The sequence below is a fragment of the Brevibacillus sp. AG genome (assembly GCF_028369215.1).
GTDB classification, from domain to species: Bacteria; Bacillota; Bacilli; order Brevibacillales; family Brevibacillaceae; genus Brevibacillus; species Brevibacillus porteri.
Genome location: NZ_JAQMYO010000018.1, coordinates 43,023 through 65,118, shown reverse-complemented (window position 1 = coordinate 65,118; position 22,096 = coordinate 43,023). Strand labels below are relative to the sequence as shown.

13 protein-coding genes are annotated in these 22,096 nt (G+C 38.3%); 2 read left to right on the top strand and 11 right to left on the bottom strand.

Features of this window, described 5'->3' with window-relative positions; genetic code table 11:
* Positions 1 to 1,746: 1,746 nt before the first annotated feature.
* Positions 1,747 to 3,024, bottom strand: coding sequence for an RES family NAD+ phosphorylase (locus tag POF51_RS29800; RefSeq protein WP_271756645.1), 1,278 nt, complete (start codon positions 3,022 to 3,024; stop codon positions 1,747 to 1,749).
* Positions 3,025 to 3,128: 104 nt separating this feature from the next.
* A complete protein-coding gene (xerS, locus tag POF51_RS29795; RefSeq protein WP_271756644.1) occupies positions 3,129 to 4,226 on the bottom strand; it encodes a tyrosine recombinase XerS in 1,098 nt (365 codons plus the stop codon).
* A gap of 150 nt (positions 4,227 to 4,376) precedes the next feature.
* Between xerS and POF51_RS29790 the strand changes: the two genes are divergently transcribed.
* Both POF51_RS29790 and POF51_RS29785 read left to right on the top strand, forming a co-directional pair.
* Positions 4,377 to 5,129 (top strand): HNH endonuclease, encoded by a 753-nt coding sequence (locus tag POF51_RS29790; protein ID WP_271756643.1) that lies wholly within the window; start codon positions 4,377 to 4,379, stop codon positions 5,127 to 5,129.
* 89 nt (positions 5,130 to 5,218) lie between these two features.
* A complete protein-coding gene (locus POF51_RS29785; RefSeq protein ID WP_271756642.1) occupies positions 5,219 to 5,668 on the top strand; it encodes a hypothetical protein in 450 nt (149 codons plus the stop codon).
* 149 nt (positions 5,669 to 5,817) lie between these two features.
* On the opposite strand, the gene POF51_RS29780 is transcribed toward POF51_RS29785, so the two are convergent.
* The 9 genes from POF51_RS29780 to POF51_RS29740 all read right to left on the bottom strand — a co-directional run bounded on the left by POF51_RS29780 (position 5,818) and on the right by POF51_RS29740 (position 22,079).
* The gene (locus POF51_RS29780; protein WP_271756641.1) at positions 5,818 to 6,195 is read right to left on the bottom strand and encodes a hypothetical protein; all 378 of its coding nucleotides are present in this window, start codon (positions 6,193 to 6,195) and stop codon (positions 5,818 to 5,820) included.
* 15 nt (positions 6,196 to 6,210) lie between these two features.
* Entirely contained in the window at positions 6,211 to 11,730 is a 5,520-nt protein-coding gene (locus POF51_RS29775; protein WP_271756640.1) for a polymorphic toxin-type HINT domain-containing protein, read from the bottom strand.
* A 645-nt stretch (positions 11,731 to 12,375) separates the two neighbouring features.
* Entirely contained in the window at positions 12,376 to 14,070 is a 1,695-nt protein-coding gene (locus POF51_RS29770; RefSeq protein WP_271756639.1) for a YcdB/YcdC domain-containing protein, read from the bottom strand.
* A gap of 1,681 nt (positions 14,071 to 15,751) precedes the next feature.
* On the bottom strand, positions 15,752 to 16,024 hold the full coding sequence (locus tag POF51_RS29765) for a hypothetical protein (protein ID WP_271756638.1): 273 nt from the start codon (positions 16,022 to 16,024) through the stop codon (positions 15,752 to 15,754).
* Between the two features lie 32 nt (positions 16,025 to 16,056).
* Positions 16,057 to 16,545, bottom strand: coding sequence for a hypothetical protein (locus POF51_RS29760; RefSeq protein WP_271756637.1), 489 nt, complete (start codon positions 16,543 to 16,545; stop codon positions 16,057 to 16,059).
* A gap of 412 nt (positions 16,546 to 16,957) precedes the next feature.
* Positions 16,958 to 17,401, bottom strand: a complete 444-nt coding sequence (locus POF51_RS29755) for an LPD11 domain-containing protein (RefSeq protein ID WP_271756636.1) — start codon at positions 17,399 to 17,401, stop codon at positions 16,958 to 16,960.
* A gap of 476 nt (positions 17,402 to 17,877) precedes the next feature.
* Positions 17,878 to 18,303: a hypothetical protein gene (locus POF51_RS29750; RefSeq protein WP_271756635.1), complete on the bottom strand. Its 426-nt coding sequence runs from the start codon at positions 18,301 to 18,303 to the stop codon at positions 17,878 to 17,880.
* A gap of 513 nt (positions 18,304 to 18,816) precedes the next feature.
* Positions 18,817 to 20,058, bottom strand: a complete 1,242-nt coding sequence (gene dinB / locus POF51_RS29745) for a DNA polymerase IV (RefSeq protein ID WP_271756634.1) — start codon at positions 20,056 to 20,058, stop codon at positions 18,817 to 18,819.
* A gap of 215 nt (positions 20,059 to 20,273) precedes the next feature.
* Positions 20,274 to 22,079, bottom strand: coding sequence for a DUF4365 domain-containing protein (locus POF51_RS29740; RefSeq protein ID WP_271756633.1), 1,806 nt, complete (start codon positions 22,077 to 22,079; stop codon positions 20,274 to 20,276).
* Positions 22,080 to 22,096 lie beyond the last annotated feature (17 nt).

Genomic DNA, 22,096 nt, shown 5'->3' with positions numbered 1-22,096 from the left:
CAATTAGAGGTAGATGAAACAGAATAATTAATGCCTCCATCTCTTCGTATTATTATCCTCCGTAATGTTAGCCATTAGAGAAACAGCGGTTTCGTGGAGAGCTACTAATGTATTACGCATACCGAAATTTTAACAGTTTAATAATAGGGAGTCGGAGCATTATCAAAGGTCTAAACGAGCCGATATTGACAAAAAACGGCTCTTTTAAAAATAGGGGGTTCTGAACAATAGACGATGGGAGACTAACCTTGAGGCTTTGATAAATTAATTGGATCAGGAATAGTAACTGATATGTATATATATGGCCAGTTGAGATTTTTTCTGTAAGCATGGTTGCTTTATCTACAATGACCCTTTGTCGTAACCACAAATGTAAAAACTCATTATAGGGTATTCCCTTTATTAACATCTTTTTATGCTTTGTTCCTGTATATTGGTGTAATAGTACTGGTTTTTACGCTGTCATACTAATACTACCTATAAATGGCTATATAATGTATTTTGGTTCTTTTATACACCGGTTAACTGTGGGGCACCTTTGGTGCCCGGTCTGGCGACATAAACATGATACTATTGCAGTTTATAGAACTATGTTTGTTTCGTTTAAGTGATAAGAATCAAGTTTGAGTCGCTTAATAGTATAATGATTGTGTCGCCAGACAAATGTATCAGCACATGAAAAGTAAATTTCATGTGCTGAACTTTAAAATATCTTTTTTCTCTAAAGGGTAAAGCTAATGCAAAATAAAAATTCCATTTATGCTAACGTAGGGGGAATTTGATAGTAAGGTATATTATTTGCAATTTTGTACAAACTGATTATAGATACGAAATTGCAGATGTGTTTCCAAAACCCTCGGCTGGTTAAGCCATATACAATTAGTTAGGCCCATTTGAGTTTCGTTCGTGACCCGTAAATCTTATTGAATTACGGGTTTTTTTCATGCTCAAATTTGTAGCTTGTTCCCATACTCCAAGTTGCTCAAATTGGTTTGTAAAGAATGCTAGTTTTACAAAATAGCAGCTATACAATTTGGAACAGCAGGACTATGTCGTGTGTGTAACAAAAGCACCTTTAAAGCGTAATCCGTTCACAGTAGGGGTTTATTCAGTCATTAACATGGGATTTAGATAATTATACATAATGTTAATTATGAATAATTAACGATAATCGTATCCCAGATCCCCAAATTAAGGAGAAGTGGCTCATATCTCTTTTCTTATTATGTTTACAATCCAGAGGAATTCCTTTACTTCCGTTACAGTCACAAGATCTTTTCGAGACATGCAAATTCCGACACAAAGATAACACCTTTACGTGCTAAACTGCGATAAAGTAGTATGTTTGAGTCACATAATCGATGCAGTATGTCGTCATTCTGGGGAGGGACTGCTTCGTTTGAAATTGATCCATTAACTAATCCGAAAAGGTAACTTTTCGGATTAGTTTCGAGATAGTGCTATTAACTAAGCGCCGGTATAGGAATGCTACCAGCAGTGGAACGGGGTGAATCAGGCTGGAGTTCGGTTCAACGTCTTGTCTTCGCTACTGAGACAAGACGTTGAAATTAAATGGTAGTATTTTAAATCGGCCTTACGAACTGCTTCATAATCCTTCAAATCTCGTTGGGAAACTAAGCGAATACTCAATTCGACTATCAAGCTGTTTTTTCGTCTGGCGCAATTAAGTAACATTTACAACAGAGATCTGTTGATGTATATATAAATCTCTACTTGATTATTGACTTAGAAATAGGCCTCAGGTCGTTTATTCTGCTGCTTTTCTTGCAGATTATAAGTAATCTTTGGATTATAAGTAACAGGGTAACTGGATTGAAGATCTTGTTCCTTTACTGTAAACAAAGCATAATTTATGTACTTTTCTTCAGTCTTATGAACACCCTCATACCGTACGCCGTCATATCCAATATGACCACAGCAAGTACCGATAAAGTTGGGCAGCAGATATGCTCTCTTCAGCGGTTTCGACTCTTCGTTAACTTCTGTAAAGAATCCCTGAAAACTGCGATCAATTACACTTATATCTAATACGAATAAGTCCTTCTGTAATTCATACTCGATGATATCGAGTAGTTCATCATGGGCAGGCGGGACTTCATAAGGAATACCATTCAAACAATCAGACACATAAAGTACGGGAACGCCTACTGTATTGAAACGACCGTGAGATGGCCTCCCCTCTGGAGGAGACCATAGCTGATTTTTAGTATAGGAATCAGAGCTATCTCTCTTCCTCGTTCTCCCTCGAAAAAGCTTTGTCTTTTGTTCAAGTACGGAGTAACTTTTATTTTCAAAGTGTTTCTTGAGGAGATTATAGATTGCTTGACCAGTTTGGTGTTGATATGCAAGCATTGGATACTTTATTAAATGTTCTTGGAAGTCGAATAGATCCTCATGCGTTAGATTAACACCATATTGTAATGCGAATTCCATGAACTCCTCATATTCATCACCCCAAAAGTTAGCGATATCTCGTCGGGTATAAATGTCGTCATTAAGATCAAAAACGCCTCCGTCCGGATTATGGTTGGGGTGTGCATCATGTCTACCGTAATGACACCTTTGGCAAACGACGAGTTTAGAAAAGAGGTTCAGGAAATCTTCGGGAACTCCCTGGTTGGATAGATACTCCCATACCTCTGTAGCAGAAGGTAATTCAAAGTGATCTTCAGAGAATGGATCATCATTATAGACATGGGCATAATGGGCCCGATCTTCCCCTTCACAAACAAAACAACCTTCTATATCATCTGAAAATGCATCTGCTACGGATTCAAGAGTGCTGTCTAAAACTGAAATTATGTGATAATCTTCGCCTTCATTTATGCTTGCAGCACAATTAACACATTTAAGAGATCCTCTACCTTCTTCGAGCTCAAGAGATTGAACTTCAGCTTCGGTTTCAAGTTCAAAGCCTTTAATACCAAAGAGATCCTGAAGAGAGTTGTAGCAATTAGAACAAATACAACTTGAATGGACTATGTGTGTGAAATATATAGACATAAAGCTCCGCCCGCTTTCATCATTACTTGATTCTCACGTTAGTGAGTAAAGTGTACAAAGAAATAGAGAAGTCAACATAATTCATATTATGTTGACATGTTTGGTTATCTAGTTACCCTATCCACAGATGCCCGCTGTTGTTCCTCAGAAGTATGTGTATATGTTTGAGTAGTAGTAATAGAACTATGTCCCAATTGAGTTTGCAGCGAGGGGAGAGTCGAATTCGGATCTTCAATAAATTTAGAGGCAAAACTATGTCTTAAACCATGAACAGTTAAACCTGGCTTACCAAATGCAGCTCCATACTTTTTAACGCTTTCTTGAAACGTTCTCCAATGAATTCGTTTACCATTTGATTGACCAGTAACTTTGGCCAAAAATAATGCTCTATCATTCTTTTCCGGTTTATACCGACTTTCTCTGATTTCCAAGTATCTTTTTATCCAATACAGAGCTTCTGGAGAAAAGAATGGTGCATCTTCCTTATTTCCTTTCCTGTTAATTAAAAGCTGCCTGTCCTTCTCATCTATCTGATCAATGTCTAAATTAATTATTTCTGAGAGTCGAATACCACTACCCAAGGCTAATGCAATCATAGCAGCATCCCGTTCTCTATTTAATTCATGATTTTGAATCTGAAGTTTATGTGTACAAACTGCACGATATCCTGTGTAAACAAAGTCAATGAAATCATTAATATCGTTGGTACCAATCGATTTTGGTTTCATTCTTGCTCTTACAGCAGCGGGTGTAGCACGCTTACTTGTAATTTCAATCTTCCCCATAACATTATAGGTCAAAAGAGTGTTATTTCTATCTTCAGGATCATCCTCTTTATATAGCCAATTAAATAAGGATTTTAATGAAGATAATTTTCGATTGATAGCTGATTGACTCTGTTCATCTAGTGACTTCTTATGTTTACCATATCTTTTTAAATGGCTAATAAACCCCTGGATATTAGACCGGTGCAAGTTATCCAAATCCGAAAGAGGAACGTCAACTGGCGTCTTCGCTGTCGTTAACGATTGCTCAATTAGCCAATTGAAAAATAGTTCGTAATCAATAGCATAGCCTCGAAGTGTAGATGGGGAGGACTCTTTTTCGTTCTCAAGGTATTGAAAATAGAGATCAACATAATAAGGTAATTTTAACAATCTTATTTTAACCTCTTCTTTATGTTTCTGTTTTATTGTCGACATAAGAGGGGAGATACCTCCTTTTTAAAATTCACAGTAGATAATTATAGTTTTCTACATAGAACGTCCGTTTCCATTATATCATTGTGGTACAATATGGTAAGAGTAATCTTTTTCAATTTGATTTTTTATAAAGAATGGTGGTAACCAAATTTGGGGAGAATCGAGTATCAATCGAGAGATATAATTTTAGAAGGCATCTATTTATTCGAAAATGTAAGTGTAAAATTTAAGAACGGTGAGATAATATTTAGGAATGAAGAAGCAAATATGATTAATCATATCTTAAATTTAATCAGAAATGTTTCGGAATACGAACTGAATAGTATTGTTTTACAACTAGGGATACAACAATCCTTCAGAGATGGCAAAGAACTATTGAATATGCCATTAAAACAATCTTTTATAGAAGATCTCCAAGTTCGAATTAATGATATATTAGATCAGAAAAATCAAACTATTTCTACCTCGTTAACCAATGACATTTTGAAAAAGGGCAAAATAGTCCCGGAAACCAAGACGCGTATACTAGAAGTTATTCAAAGAAATCGTCAAATTGTTAAACATTTAAAACAACTCTACAATAATTGCTGTCAGATTTGCCAAGAAAGAATTGACCTTGGTTTCGGAGAATATATGTCACACGTACATCACATTAAACCACTTGGTTCGAAGCATCAAGGGCCCGATATTATTGAAAATATGATTTTACTCTGCCCAAACCATCATTCGATGTTTGATGCCGGTTCCATTACATTTGATTTAGATTCTCTAGAAGTATTACACGTAAATAAAGCCCATCATTATAATTTGAAAAGGAAAAGGATTGTTTTAAAACACGAAATTAATAACGAATACATAAAGTACCACAATAAATACATTTTAAAAAAGGATTATACTAAATGATTATCCAAGTTTCAGTACATGAATTAGCCTTTTCATGTACTGATTTTTAAGCAATCCTACTTGAATGTTTAATTAGGAGGTCTTGAATTATGCCTGTTATTCGAAATATCCCAGCCATTCGGTATGACCATGTTGCTGACATGCTTAATATCCCTTTTCACATCAGGTTTGAACCTGATCATGAGACGATAGTCCTTGTGAATGAAGAAGGTAATGTCGCTGATGTAGACTTTATGAAAAGAATAGGCCAATACCTAATTCAAGCTGCCGATAAAATTGAGGCGGTTAATATCATGGACTTATACGAAAAGGATCTTGTAGCAGCTGAAATTAGGCAACGTCTATTTAATCCACGGAAAGGCCGATGGTACGTTTATTGTGACAATTGTAGAGTTAGACTAGATTCACATACCGACTCTTCGTATTTTACATTATCGATTCCTTACAAACGCCATTCTGAAGTAACCTGGACTCGTCACTGTTCAGAAGAATGCGCGAAGATATTTACTGAAAAATGCAAGACCTTAAAACCCCTGTAGGAAAACTACATTTCCTACAGGGGTTTTTGAGCTCTCAACTCGGGTATAGTTCAATCGATAATATTATGCGTACATGAAGGCATATATGACAAAGCCGCTTAACTAAACAAGCGGCTTTGTGCGGCTATCTACTTCTATCTTCTTTAAGACTATCCGTTCTTACGTTGTTGTCTATGATCATTTAGAGCATCCATCCAAATCGTAACGAGCTCTGCAAAATACTTTGTTTCAATGAGTGACTCCAATTCCTCGCCAGTGTCTATACCCTCTTCTAGTTGTTCCTCAACGTATGAGTTAAATATTCTAGTATAATCCCTCCGTATTTCGGAACTGTATAAATTTCCTGTCCCTTCTGATACTTCTTCTTCCCCGGAAACAACTCGTTGTATCCTATCTAAGATTAAGTTTTTTGAGAGTTCCGATCTAACCTGTCCCTCTAAATACTCTTCCACTAAGGAGAGGTGTTCCGGTAAGCAGATTCGTAGTTTATCAGCTTTATCATCGAAAAAAATTTTGTAAGGTATCATAAAGATCCTCCTAGATTATGGTTCATAAATTGGGTAAGCTGTAGTAATCCTTCCATCTTTGTCTAACCACAGTTCAATTTTAATGCCAGAAGAATGCTTACCTTCCCATTTTTGTACAAATTCCGTTCCATTTTTCTTTAATGAGGGGATTGCGTCAACATACACTTCAAAAATAGCAGTCATTACATCATCTGCTGACCAATGTTTTGGAAAGAAGGTTGAGTTCTCAGTCTTTCTGACATAAGATGTTCCGCTAAATATATCAACTACTCCTTCATATACTCCGTGTGAATCTGGACTACTTGGGGTTCCGACAATTCGATTAGTTCTGGAACTCGGCTCATGATGCCATCCTACAGCTTTTCCTTTTTCGTTAATTTCTCCTTCAAGTATATGCCTTCTAGTATTTGGGGCAAAGTACTTTTCAATATCATCCCAATCGCAATTTCCAATATTATGAACCCAAATTCCTAAGTCAGTCACAAAGTACGTGTTGAAATCCTCAACTGTGAAATTGTATACCTTGACTCTTTCATCATGCTTGACTACATTGATTTTTTCTATTTTCAAGGTATTCCCGTTACTTTGTTTTAACTGATTACCAACCTGTAGATCTACAGCAAGAACCCATTGCCTTCCTTCAACCCAGAACGGATGATTATCGGTTGTTTCAATGATCTGGTTTCCAACAGTCAATTCGTAGATGTATTCTTTTTTGTTTCGATGCAGATGTGTAACTTTCTTATACGCAATCTCACCAGTCTTGTCATTTTTTGAAAGAACTTTATCTCCGACCACAATGTCTTCAATATTTTTCTCTCCGTCTTCCGTCAAAACCTTTGTTCCTGCTGTAAAGCAATTGCATTCGAATAGTTCATCCATAGTCTTAGCTGCTTTTTTGACTAGCTTTCCGCCAATCTTTGTTAAACGGAACGCTGGAACGAGTGCGGCACCGGTTTCATATATGACAATATCTCCAGAAAATAGGAACTGGGCATAGAGTCCGTACTTATCTTTTCCGGTTGCTCTTCCGCTGTTAATGTAATGAACTAACTGGTTCGTTAATTCCCCTTGCTCTTTAAGTATCTCTCCTCCTCCAACGTTAACATTGAGTGAAACGTGCGTACTTCTGTTGAGAACTGCTTCAAAGGCAATTACAGACATCAAGAATTCTTCATCATACCTACCCGTAATAGGACCATCGTAGAACATCATAGCCTTTAATTTCTCTTGCGATTTACGGATGGTTTCACTAGATATGCTGCTGTTGTAGTGAGAGATTAGGTACTGGACATCATATTCTTCAGTTGGGTTTGTATTTACTACACTTATCGGTAAAGTAATTGGATACTTTGGTGCATCAGAAGCCACGATCTTGATAAAGTATACGTCGGTTGGAGCCCATTGGCCGGGGTTTACTTTTGTATAGCGGCCATTCCAAGTAAACGTTTGAGACGTAGCCTCTAGGTTAGTTCTAGTCTCTTCATATACGACTGTATTCTGCCTTAGAACTTGAATTTTGACACTTTGATGGGGATCAGAAAATCTCCATTGTACTGTTAACGATTTTTCAAAGCCTGGCGTGGTATCCAGGGCGAAATTACTGGAAATTCGTTTTGGCTCATGAAAGCCTGCCTGATAGCTGCCACCTATCTCCGTCGATAATGTGGATATATCCGATTTAGTAAGTATTTTTTGGTCTTTATTCCAAACAACTTTTGCATAGTAGGTTCCAGATGTCTCAGTCACAAATAACGTATTTTGTTCATCCGCATGGAATGTTTGGAGCATATTACCGTGGGAGTCTTCCAGGATTAACATGTTATTTGTGACATAAAGGTTCATGTAAGCCATTTCTTTTGCTGTGAGAACGAAGTAATCAACGTCATAACGGGATGATAATTGATCAGTGTATATTTCGTCCCACTCAGCAGGAATGGCTCCTTCTCTTTTGCTATCAGCATCCACAGCTTCGACTGTAATACGAGTATTCAGACTGCCATTGGGAGCGCTTAATTTCAAATAATATGTCGTACCTGCACTCAAGTGATTTTCAAGCTTCGAGAAGAGTTTTCCATATGGACCATCCGGAACGTTATCGTTTTCTGCCAATAATGTTGTGAATGTTGCATCAGAATATAATTGAAGGTACGTATCGTTTTCGGGTCCTTCATTCTTATTTGGGCTGGTAAAAAATCGATAGTTCCCAGAAGCCGAAGGAGTAAATTTGTAGTACAAGCTCTTACCAGAGTTTGCTGTTACATCTATAGACTCATTTTCTTTCAAAATTTCAATATTTTCAGGGTCTGGGTTAGGAGATGGCGATGTAGAGGAGGGCTGCCATGGTTCTACCCCTTCTATATTGATCGTAACCACATCACCAGAAGCTTTGTTTTGATCGGTTATCCGAATAAAATATATCCCTGAACTCAAGGGAGTATAAGTAAGAGTATCACTCGAAGAAGATATAATTTTTGAACCATTTGGGTCATCTAAAAGAGTTATTGATCCTGTCCAACTGAGTCCTTTTTGCACTATTTTGATAGTTTGATTTGCTTGTGCCTTTACAATGTACCAAATGTCTTTAGATGAGCCAAAAGTATCTGTCTGAGGCGATGGGAACGATACTGGTGTGGATACGAGCCATTCATACTTATTTTCTCCACCACTTCCTCCAGTTAGCATCTTGATATAGTACGTTCCACTTGTCGCGATCCTTACATCCATACGTGAAGTAGTATCGGATAGGATTTCTTTTTTTGCACTATCATACAAAACCCAGCCTTCAATCGGAGAGGTACCTTTCCCCCAAAGATGATAATTGAAGCCTGCTTTTAATTCCGTCCGAAAGAAGATACTATCATTACTCGGAGTGGAAAAAGTAGCAATCGTTCCTTTTATCCCATCTAAAGAAACAGAATATGCTTGGTTAAGATCAGATCCATCACCAGCTGTGATAGAAAATGTCTTTCCGCTACTCCCCGAAACTACTACAAAATAGGTACCTGTTTCCGTAGGCATAAAAGTAAGAGTGTCTAAAGAAACCGTTTTTAGAGCAGCTTTGTTCGGATCATCGTATAAGTACTTACCGGTACCAAAACCACTCAAACCTGGTGTATAAACTCTTAAGGTATGATTCGCTTTTGCTTTCACTTGATACCATATTTTCTTTTCAGGCCCAATCGTATAGCTTTGAGGCGTAGATATAGATATAGGGATAGATTTAAGAATATAGTATTGATGCTCCCCAGCATTCTCACCGGTTAACAATTTAATGTAGTACGTTCCACTTGTATCAACTTTGATATCAGTACGTGCAGTAGTACCAGATAAAACCTCTCGTTGTGTGCTATCGTACAAGACCCAGCCTTTAGCTAATGGGTCTCCCCAAATGTGATAGTTATATCCCTTTGTCAACTCCGCAGTAAAGTATATACTGTCGTTTCCAGGACCTGAGATTTTCCCTATATCCTTCTTGTCGTCTTTATCAAAAACGATTGCATATGGTTGCTCAAAGCTAGATCCATCACCAGTAGAGATAGTAATTTTTTGTCCACTGTTGCCCTTTATTTTAATATAGTAAGTACCGCTGGTTTTGGGTGTATATGTTAAGGTATTCTTTGTTGTGTAAGCTAATGATAGTTGAGTTGGATCACTGTAAATGTCTTTAGAGGTCCCACTCCCCTGAAGATCTGGTGTAAATATGCTAAGCGTATGATTCTCTTGTAGTGTAATAGAATACCAGTTATTGCCTGAAGCTCCGATCGTGTCTTCGACAGGACCAGGTGTTCTTAATGGTTTGATCTCCTCTGGAAGAACGGAATTCAATGCATTCTTTTGTGAGGTAATTTCTACCTCATTCGAGAGAATCATTTCACCGGTTTCAGTCATACCAGTTACTACATAGTATCTAGATTCATTTGTAATTTGATCAGAGGCATGATCTACATAGGAGGTTTCCGTTATTTTTGAAATTATCTCTTCATAACTTTTAGAATTGCTACTGCGAATTTTTACACTATAACTTTTAATTTTGTCATCCGTATTCCAACTAAGAGCATTTCCATTAGCAGTAGGAGTTACATCAAGATGAATACGTTTTTGAGAATCTGCTACAGAAATCCCAATTTCTGTCATCTTGTCTTCATAGTAAGCACTAATCAGTGTTGTTCCTTCAGCATGTGCAGTTATCTTGCCATTACTAACACTAATTATCGTTTCGTCTTTTACCTTCCAAAGAGCCTCGTTTGTAACGTCTTTCATTGTGCCATCTGGATTTTGCAGCTCAACGGTTACGTGTTTTTCACCACCTACATGCAAAGCCACATTGTCAAGAGAAGGAACTAGTATTGATTTATCCTGATGTATCTGTACAGAAGTTACATTTGATACGGTTTGTGATCCTTGGGCGTTTACCCCCATAATCCGATACTCATAAGTGGTTCCCTCTTGTAATGAGGAATCCTTATAATTTGTTTCCAATATTTCATCCGTTATTTGTTCAAAGTCCTCATTCCCAACTCGACGTTGCACAATATACTTTACGTTTTCTGACCATTTACTCCAGGACAACTTGATTTCCTCATCTTCTTGTTGCGCAATGAGGTGGATGGATTCATTAGTACTAACGAAAACTTCCATTTGGATTTCTTTTTGATTATAAAAACCGGTTATCTTCGTTTTCCCTGCATGGAGTGCCCGGATCTCGTCGTTGGATATTGAAATAATACTTTCATCTTCGACGTTCCATTTTACCTTACTGCTGACATCTAGAAAGGTACCCTCTGTAAACTTCGCGATTATTTCTACTGATTTGGATTCGCCGACTTGAAGGTCAAGACTAGTAGAATCTGTTTCTAATGTAAAGTCATTATGTCCTTTCTTCATTTTGATTTTTACTGGCTTTGAAGCAACGGTATTGCCATTAGATAAGTGTGCTTCAACCATATAGTAATAGGCTTTGCCAGGTTCAACGGTATCATCAGAAAAGCTATTGTCCCTCAGATCATCTGCAACCTCTTCGTATTTCCGGTTATTTACTCCCCGCTTCACTGTGTAACTTGCAGCATCTACATTTTCCCAGCTTAGAATGGCATTTCCGTCATTTTCACTTGCCTTAATCTCTAGGCTTGATTTAACTTGAACGGGAATTTGTATTTCCTGTCCCCCATACTGAGCAGTCACAATAGTCGTCCCAATAGCTGTAGCTGTAAACTTTCCGTTTTCTATAGATACAATCTCTTTCTTTTTTTGGTTCCAAGAGACGTCTTGAGTAACGTCATCTCTATTGCTACCGGAGTCATTGTAAATGCGAACTTTCTTCCATTCCCCGATTAGTAATTCCACTTTTTCATGAGATGCGAATAATGAAATTGTTCTACTCTCATCTGATACTTCTTCATTGATACTTGGGAGATTTAACTTTTGCAAATCAGATGCTGATACTCTTTGCACAGTATTTTGCAGAGAACCTGTAGGAATTAAAAGTGTTAGTAATAAGACGGTAACTAAAAATATTCGTAGGTACTTCTTCAAAAAAACACCCTCCACTCTCCTTGTTTTTTACATAACAGATAAATGATAGGGCAAATTACAATATTTTTATATGAGTCTTTATTCCGATTTTTCCATAAAATCATAAAGTATCCGTAGCATCCACACTAACGACGAAAATATAAAGTAAACAGCAACCAACTATATTCCTTACTATTTTTATAGTCGATTCGATAATCTTGTTAATTTGCCAAATATTTATACCTGAGCAAATGTATTTTGGTATCACCCTTAGCAAAATAGGATGAAACCTATGCCAACCTTCTAAAAGGAGTACCAGCGTTACTGTCACCATCCGCAAAGTAGCGAGAACAAACTGCTTTTACAACCTTAAGGGCACCTTAAAACAAAACCAACCAGTTTTCACCGACTAAGGTGTAACTGGTTATTTAAAGTTTATCTAATTTTTGTTGCTCTATGTCTCCATTGATCCAATTAGTTATTTTCTATAATCCAAAGGATGCTTCGGTTAGAACCAACCAATCATATATGCTTTTTTGACTAGAAGGATTTGATGTATCGATGATATCCCAAGTGTTTCATCAAATTATTGATCATCACGACGCCCGTGCTAGGCGCACCAAAAAAGCCGATATTGCTGCGAGAGCAAATCGGCTTTTACGTCATTTATTGGCGGGACACCTTGACGAGATCCCCTGTCGAAGCATCGATAAAGCTATAGCCATTCTTCCATTTGCGCTGATAGACCAACTGTGGTTCGGGAGCTCTTTGACCATCATACTGCTCCCACACGTAGACCAGTTCCAGGTCAATTTCTTGTTGGATCGTTTCTTTTGCTTCTGCTGCACTTACCATCTTCTTCGAATCTGGAAGGGTAATGCTCGGGTTGAGAGGGTGGAGGTTTAAATCTGTAATCGTACCCGTTGCCTTATCTACACCCACCATATATGACTCGTCAGATACTTCGATCCCGTTGCGCTTTCCGAGGAAAGTGAATGAATACTCTTTATCATCTTCCTTATCCAGCTTGTTCTTGTCTACCCACTCCGGAATATCATCTTCAGGAGTCTCTACGATAAGCGATAGCTCCGTTAACGCCGGGTCAAGATATGGTACGAGTGCTGCGATCGCTCTTTTCTTCGCTTCCTCTACATTGATTTTCTGCTCTGTTTTTCGTTCGTCGAGCAAATTCAGATTGAAGTCGATGAGCCGATCACTCTGTTCATCTGTCGTGAGGCTAACCATCTCAAATGCAGGCGTACCTTTATTTGAATCGTTCATCCAACGATAGGATTCAATTGTCTGAAGTCCTTCTAAAAGATTGTCCTTGTGATCATCGTAATCAAAGGTCGCACCTGAAACATCAATACCAAACTGTGTTTTCAACCATTTCTCTCCTTGTTCGCGGGAAGCTATTTTGATGCTTTTCCCTTCTCCTTTTACACGAACACTCTCCTCTGCCGGTTCGGCTTCTTCCCCTATGACTTTGCCGGTTAGAGCATCGATCCAACCAATGGTATTCAGTTGATAAATAAGCATCGGTTTCTTTTCTGCCGGTTTTCCATTTTGAGCATAGGAAATCGGCTGCCTCGATACGTATATCAGGTCCATCTTAAGCTTGTCCTTATAGATTTTGATAGCTTCCTCAAGTGTTATCGCTTTTTTCGGATCAGGCCAATTCACTTTGCTAGGATCGATGAAATTATACGCTTCATAGCTAATAATATGGCCAGCATGATCAACGAATACGGATATAGAGTTGTTGGACAGAGGGAGGTTATTGATGAGAGAGTGGTATTTCACAGTGGAGTGAGCCCATTCCAGCTTGTTGCCCTTCCCGTCACCTGATCCTGCTTTTCCCCTGCCAAGTTTTTGTTCGGCTTTCAGCTGTTTTGCTTCCGTACCGAATAAGTCCTCAATAAAAGTTGAAGCCTTGTCTCTAGCAAGCTTTTCTTCCGGATAATCAGCTGAAGCCCATGCTGGATTTTGGATATCCATGAAAAGTAGTCGGCCCGTATGCGCATCCAGCTCAAGGGTAACGAATGAGTATGCGTCATACTCTTCTTTTTTATCTGTTTTTGGCATGTTGGTGAGCCTCAAGCTCCAGATCGGTGCCGGATAACGGCGAAAGCTGTCTTCCTCATAATGTTTATCAATTAGTCGATACCCTTTTAACTCTGGAATCGCCGCAAATAGCTTGTCCAGAGAATTCTGAACATCTTGGGAATAATCATTTTTTTGAGACTCTGCCTTTTTCATATCGCTTGCTGCTTGTACCGTTGGTTGATGGGGAGTCCATGCAGGTGCAGAGGCAAGTAAGCACGCCGCTATAACCGTCAACATTGATGGATTGAGTTTCATTGGGCACCTCCAAATAGTGTTCAGATTTGCGGATAAGTTAGGATTGACCTCACCAATGGTAAGACGGAGGGGCAATTAATCATGTCACATATCTTTCCATCTTTTCAACATAATTCTATTGTTCTATTTAAAAAACGACCTCGTGTTCAATGAGGACGTGTTGGTAACCACTCTATTTTTGAACATTTGTTTGGCTTACTCAAAATCAAGCCCACCCTTCATCTTCTTAGTATGCACCTGAGGTAGATGAATTCATTAGTCCTAACCAATATAGAAAGAATTAGGTCTCTCAAGCTAACATAGGTCTTCTATAGCAACGCTCAAGCCCGAACTATCCCCATCTCTTTCGTGCAACTGATAATGAATAGCATCTATTCAAATAAACCGGATCTATAAATTACAAATACTAGAGTTATGCGTAATTTTTATACATATACACATTAAAGAAATGGTAAAGGATGTGTAGTATAATTATATAGAAAGACTACTTCCCCCATTTCAAAAATTAACTTATATTGCTCAGTTATGCTTGAGCTTCTGGTGTATTATAGGCATTACTGATTTTCTGAACTACTTGAAAGGAGATCGTTATGAATTATTTCACCTTTTTAAAAAATCATTGGAAGATGTATTTAATAGGTGCCGTAGCTGTTTCCTTTATTGCGATCGTGATCAGAAGCTTACTCGCATTCTTTCTGACAGGGAATCTTCCATTCGGATTATATTTAATAGAACTTGTAATTTATATTATTGGTTCATTCTTCATTTCTCTGCTATTTACATATTCTAAAGTTAGAAACGAATCTAAGTCTTAGTTGGTTATCTCGTTTGTAACTTCTAATCTATTACACAACCAGTTAGCCATTAGATGATTGAGTTTGGCAAAAAGGGCCCGCAATAGGCCCTTCCTGGTATGCCGTATTAGACCGGGATTCCCTTTCTACCACCAAGGAATCCTGGTCATGTTAGGGCATTAAGAGGCCCTTTTTTCAAGCACAGATTTAAAATGACCTACTTCACTGTCTACCCTTCTACCTTTGATCCACAGTTCAGCATCTTCCGGAATAGTAATATCCTCTTCTACAACTCGTTGAGCTCCAGTCCACCAGAACATCCATCCCTTTAAACCATTGGGACGCCTTATCTTTGATCTTGGAATCTTGAAAATGATGCATGCCTCGTTTCTCTCAAACACCATGCCCGAAAAGATGGCATTAATCCAAGTTGGTCTTCCAAGTGATACCCAAACGGCCATCCTGCTATGATCAATGAATCGTGTCATCTTGTTATTGGGTATAGGATAATTCGCTTGAAGGGAGCGGGAAATCCATTTAGATTTGATGCTTTTTAGGGTACCTCTGTGTGTTACTACTACTGTTCTTTCGATAAAAATCCCTCCTTTTCTGTTCTGGTTATCATAATACACAGCCTTGAGTAGATTTATTCAATTTAATAGATTAATAGATTTGATTTTGACTTCTTTGTAGATGTAACAATTAAAATATACAGATAAGGAACATCCATCTAAATTGCTTCCCATTTATTGGTGATTCAGATTATAGAGTTAATTCCCTAAATGTTTATACCTAAGTAAATGTATTTTGGCATCTCCCTTAGCAATGTAGGAATGAAACCTATGCCATCCATCTAACAGCCATTCACCTTCCAAAGTAGAAACTATTCATGGATATTTACTGTCACCATGATCTGTGTTGTCACCCGACCTATATGTCGCATGATAGTCTTCAAAGGTAGAAAATTCCTCCATGAGATCAGGTGTTTTTTCCATACAGAGTTTTCTTGCCTGTTGATTAGAGATAGTTTCAAGCTTAAAAAGTATGTCCCCGACATTCCCTTTACCTTCTTCATCAAAGTATGGGCAAACATTTACAGCCATTTTTGCTATGTCAGGTAATTGGGAGTAATTCATCCACTCTAAATGAATATTTTCCAAACAAATATCAACCTTTCATTCGATCTTTCAGGCTACCTTCTAAATCTACTTTGGACATATCCTGAGACTGCGCGAATTTGTTCTCCCAACCAATTTGTATCTTGTAATTTTGTTTGTCGAATCTCTGTTTTGAAGGAGAATCTCACTGGCTTTCCATTTAGAAAATAGGTTCGTTCCCAGTGGCATTCTATGATAGGTTCTGCGGAGCCTGATTCAACATAACAATCACATTTCCCATCAGAAAAATAGGATACATCGTTATAACCGAAATCCTCTAAGATTTCCTCTACCAGGTTCTCTATAGAATCGAGATAACTTAGTCCTAAGCAGCAAAGAACTTCGATACGTGTCTCAGAACAAGTAATCATATTTAATCCATCATGACTTATTATGCGTCCATTAAAGTCATTAGGTAGTTTTCTCACTTCACTGTTCGAGTTATATTCAACGTGGTCGATAAATTGATAGTTCAAATCATCCTGAAATGAGATTATGCAAAGATTTGACTCATGTATTTTCATGTATTTCCTCCATTATCGTATTAGGGAAAGAAAAAACGCCACCTATGGGCAGCGCGTTTTCGTCTGTCTGGTAATCCATCCTTTCGCTTGCTATCGTCTTTTGGCTCTATAAACAAGCTTATTACCGAGCCACACGTCAAAATCGTAACCGTCTGGTGTATTGGGGTTATGAAGAGTCTTGTATTTCATAAAATCAGATCTCCCTTTCAAATACATACATGCTTACTTGAAAAGCCATGAATGTGGCAACTTATTCTACGGTGTAAGAGTCATTTCGTAATGAGGAACCGTAGGAAACTCCTGCGTGAGTTCGGAATACCTTACTTGAAGTCCTCGCGCATAGTCAATTTTTCTCTCGTTCTATATTGCAGTCCCTGTTATTTACCGGAAACGAAAAACATCCTTCTTGCGCTCACTCGCTCATTCGTTTTTCGTAGTCAAGGATGCCTTCGTACGTCAACCATTCCGGCTTCTGCCCTTCAGTGAAGGAATTATGAATCTCCTTCATCCTCTCGATATGCTCCTTCACGCTCCCCCCGCACAGACGGCTCTTGTTCCTGTTTCCATACCCAAGATAGTAGTCACAATCGCTTCTTAACCTGTCCAGCATCATGTAGTTAAACCTGTGCGGGTTCTCTGCATACTTCGTCTTGAACACCACAACCAAGTCGCTCTTGATTGGAGAACACGGTTCGCCGTCGAAGTCGTTCCCACAGCTATACAATGCGGGCGTGTCGCACTTACCAAGCTCTATGTCCTTCCATAGCGAACCCGTTTCGATGCACTTATAGACGGGTCTGTCCCAGTCGTCAACAGCCATGTATTCCATCGTTCTTACGTTTGCCGTTGCTTCCATTCTTACCAACTCCATTCGTTTGTTTTAGGGGTAGGCTCCCCAATGGGATACAAGTCAATTAGACTCCCGTTCAACTCAATAATCCGAATACCCATATTTTCTAACTTCATTTGCCCACAATAAGAACAACGTTCATTATTAAAAAAGGCAGCAGTTGAAAGAGCTTCCCCTCATTTATCGAATGGACCATGCCAGAAGATTTCTTCGATCGTAGTTTCCACACTATCGAATAGGTTAAGAATGCTTGAATAACCATGCTGTTTAGCGTAACTTTTGAATTCCGCTAGAATCGCACAATATATCCATCGACTTGCTCCATTAGGGTTTACATGCGAGGGTATACGCCCTAGATTCTTTTCTGCTATTTGTTTACCTACTTTTAGCACTTCGTTTCTAATTCGAACCTGTTCAATATCATTCATGGCTGCACCTACTTCATCAAGAATGAGAAAAGCCTACATAATTGAAAGAGCCATTTAAAAGACATCAACTTGAGTAAAAATCTTCATTAAGTCTTGTAAAGTAGGTACATAAACATCTTTAATCTCCAGCTCAATTACATACTCAGCATGATAGATTTGAATACCGGCATAATGATCAGCAATGCTTGCCTCACTTCCGTTCTCATTCTCCGTTCTCGTATAGATAATCACATTATTATGCTCAGAGAGTGTGAATGAATCATCTCTATAGTCCGTGACAACGTTATAGCAGCTTAATACCTGAAGAAGTACTTCGGGGATCTCTTCCGGGCTACTAATCCCGATTGTTTTAACTTCTTCAAATATAATCTTGGTATGAGAATCTTCAGTACCGTTTAGTCTATATCCGACTCCCTTTTCCGCATGATCAAATTCCACTTGTTTTACGATGGAAAGCTCTACTTGTTTAAAACCTTGCATATGAACAGCTCCTTCTCCTAATTCTTTTTGATCTAAGCACTAATCCAAAACAAATAAGCAAGAAGACAAAATTTATCTTCTTGCTCGCAATTCACAACGTTCTACTTAGTACGATACAAAGGCTTGCTATACTTTCTCCCTCCTTAATAAAGTTCACCTAACACCTTTTTGGACAATAAAAAAACGACCTGAAGGTAGCACAATGGAAATCCATTCATGCGACCAACAGGTCGATTCATTGAACCCGATCTCTATCGGGTGAAAAGGCACATAGGCATTCGTTAACAAAAAACACTTAATACTCAATACATCTATAATATACCATGCTTCCATTTTCAATGAAAGCAATAACACCCTACAATAATGATCTCTATCTTATACCTATTATGCTGAGTGAGCTGTGGTGCGCTACTTAGTAAGAATAAACTTGGGTATCCAGGTAGGTTGTTCCAATGCTATTCGAAAGGTGATCATTTCGTGAGTCCTACAATGATCGGACATATTGTACTTCAGTTACTTGTAATGGCCACCGATCTTCCGAGCTCGTTCTTTCGCCTGACCTGATTCTAACAACGAGGAGGCTCTCAAGATAGCAGCAGTACCATATCGGTCCCGGATATCATCCATGGCATGGGCTAAAGACTGTCTTTTCACATTGTCTGTAAACAAATTCAATTGCAGGACGTTATCAGGGACAAGTTGACCGAGATTGACACCAATACTGCGTACCGGAGTTTGTTCCCAATGGCGATTAAAAAGGAAACAGGCAGCCTGGTATAATGTCATAACATCATTCGTCTGCTCTGTGAGCTTCATTTGCCGATTAAAACCTGTTCCTGCAACCAAGTCAGCCCCTCGACAACCGACAGTCAGAACCGATCCCATTAATTCTTTGCTCCTCGCACGTCTACAGACTTCCTCCAGGAGCTCCAATAGAATTGTCTTTATGTCAGCAAAGGTGTGAAAATCTCTAGGGAGCGTTATCTGTTGGCCGATTCCTTTTTGTACATCATACGTATCCATTGAGACAGGAGAGTCATCGAGGCCATGTGCTGTACGCCATAGAACCTCGCCATTTACTCCCCATCGACGAGCTAATATTTGTGGTGAGAGCTCCGCTAACTCTTTGATTTGATAAATTCCCATGCGATGGAAATGACGTTTCATTCGAGAACCGACACCAAACAACTTATCGATTGGTAACTTCCAGAGTGTATTGGAGAGCTCCTCCTTCTTTAACCAGAAAACACCCTCTTCATTTTTCTTGGCGAAATTGTCACACGCCATTTTCGCGAGCACCTTGCTCGTCCCAATTCCTACCCTACAGTTGACTCCGGTCTCCATCCATACACGCTGCCGAATCTGTGCGGCCATCTGCAACGCATCACCAAACAGGTGAACACTGCCCGTTACGTCAAGAAACTGCTCGTCTATTGAAAACGGCTCTACCAAATCGGTAAATGACTCGAAGATCCTTGTAATCTGCATCGATCGTTGAATGTACACTTCCATGCGTGGTCGTATCACTACAAGCTGCCGACATTTTTGCTGAGCTTGCCATAACGCTTCAGCTGTAACAACCCCATATGATTTTGCGATTGGGCATGCTGCTAAAATGATACCGCTTCTTCTCTCTGGGTCTCCAGCAACAACAACAGGTTTATTTCGAATTTGTGGATTAGCAGCTTTTTCTACACTCGCATAAAAACTTTGCATGTCGATTAAAAAAATGATTCTCTTTTTTAATCCGCTCATAAAATACACCCCTAAAATAAGATCGTACGTTCGCATTTATTAATCAGTATATCAAACATACGTTCTTATTATAAGTGCTTTTTTAGCAGTTAATTGTATTGGCCATTAGTCCCTGTAAAAAAGATGTAACAGTTTATTGGACATTAAAAGACATCCCTTCGGATTCCTTTGTAATGGGTTTGGATCACCATGTGTAGAAGCTGGGAAATCAAATCCTACTCCTTTATTATGTCTTTATACAACTGATAAATAGGGTAATCCACATAAGTATCTCGCTTTTGCTGATCCATTCTTCCATAAGCCATTTTTGCTTCAAGTTTACTTTCTAGCAATACGCTAATGCAGAAGTGTAAATCTAAATATGCTTCATACTTAAATTGTGTCTTCAGTTTAATTAATGATTCCATTTCATCTAAAGAAAGTTGTCCGTTCTTTCGTTTTCTTATTTGGTTTAAATTAACATTGATAATAGCTTTGTTAAATTCGTTGTATGCCGGGTACCTTTCGTCACTGTAAATCATATAGATATGCTCTGCGGTATCCAAGAAGATACTGTCATTAGTCAAATCATATGCCCTAATACATGTTATACAAAACTCATTTGTTAATTCAAAAGCGGAATCATTTCTATAAGGATCAATCTGATCAAAAGAAGCACGTAATATCTCATGATTAACATTTAACCCAGCAACTAGGTCATCTAGTGGCATAAGGGCATAAATACTATGTGGAAACTCATCCTCCCCATCTACTACCAACTTGCATGGCAATTTAATTACTTCCTCGGAGAATGCATTCACGAGTTTCTTCTGACCTGAGTTCGTGCAGTAAAAAACGATCCACCGGTCGCCAACTTTTAATCTATGCATACAACTGTCGGTTAGCTCATTGATGCCATCCCAATTTGCGCGTAGTATGACATTAACCAATAATCTAAACATTTCTTTTAAACTTGGGGTAGAGTCATCTTCAGTAATTATCGTGTTTTCGTTAATATCTAGAAGGGTGAACACCTTCAGTACATTTACATAGAGCTGATAAGATTGTTCCAAATCTTCAATAGTTTTCTTTAAATCTCCAATATAATGATTCAATGAAAACTCTGAACCTGCTAAGTTAATAGTCTTACCTGTAAGTAAATTTTTTATTAGAGGGATGACTTTCAATTGGGTAGGTAAAGAGTGAAATTTTAAGAATCTTAGCGAAAAATTACTGGTAAATTTCTTATCGAAAGCAAATTCCAGCACATCATCTATCACTAGCCTAATTGTATTCTCTTCCTCTGTTGATTTCACATAGTATGTGTATGTTGTACCATCAATTTCGATATTCTCATCTGTTTTAGTAGTCACTGAAGAAATGCGCCCGATATCTAACGGAACTTTTAAAGTATCAATGATTCCATAAAGCGTCCAGTCATGATCAAAGATATTGCTCGTCGCTTCATTGTGAGGATTAAAAGTTACGCTAGAGAAAGTAAAGCCACCTGGGTATGCTTTATCTGGAATAGGTTTGTTTTCGATAAGCACTTTAGGCTGATTATCTCTTTCTTTTAGGAATCTTCTGCATATCTCTTGTAAAGAAGTTTCGTAAAGAGGCCTGAGATCGATACTTTTGCTTTTTTGTTCTTTGATTTCGCAAAACTTAATGATTTTCGCTAACTCAACCGGTAATAATTGCTTATAATATATTTTCGATTCGTCCTTTTCATTTACTTCGACTACCAGCAAAAGAACTCCATTGCTATTGTAATAATTTTGATAATGACTGACTTTCAAAGAAAATGTCCTTTTATTCCCAGAAAACTCTTCCACTTGATTTCCTTTAACTTGTATTGGAACTGAACCTATCAGAGATTCAACGGTTTCTGAATCATCAATGAACACATCGATACTTCCATCAAACGATACTCCTTTATCACCCTCTGGTATGCTTGCGATTAAGAATGAACCTGGTTTGTTCGCTTCATGTTTGATCGCTTGTACCGCAAGTCTTTCAATTTTTCCATTCGACAGCTTCATTCTAGCGATCCCTCATT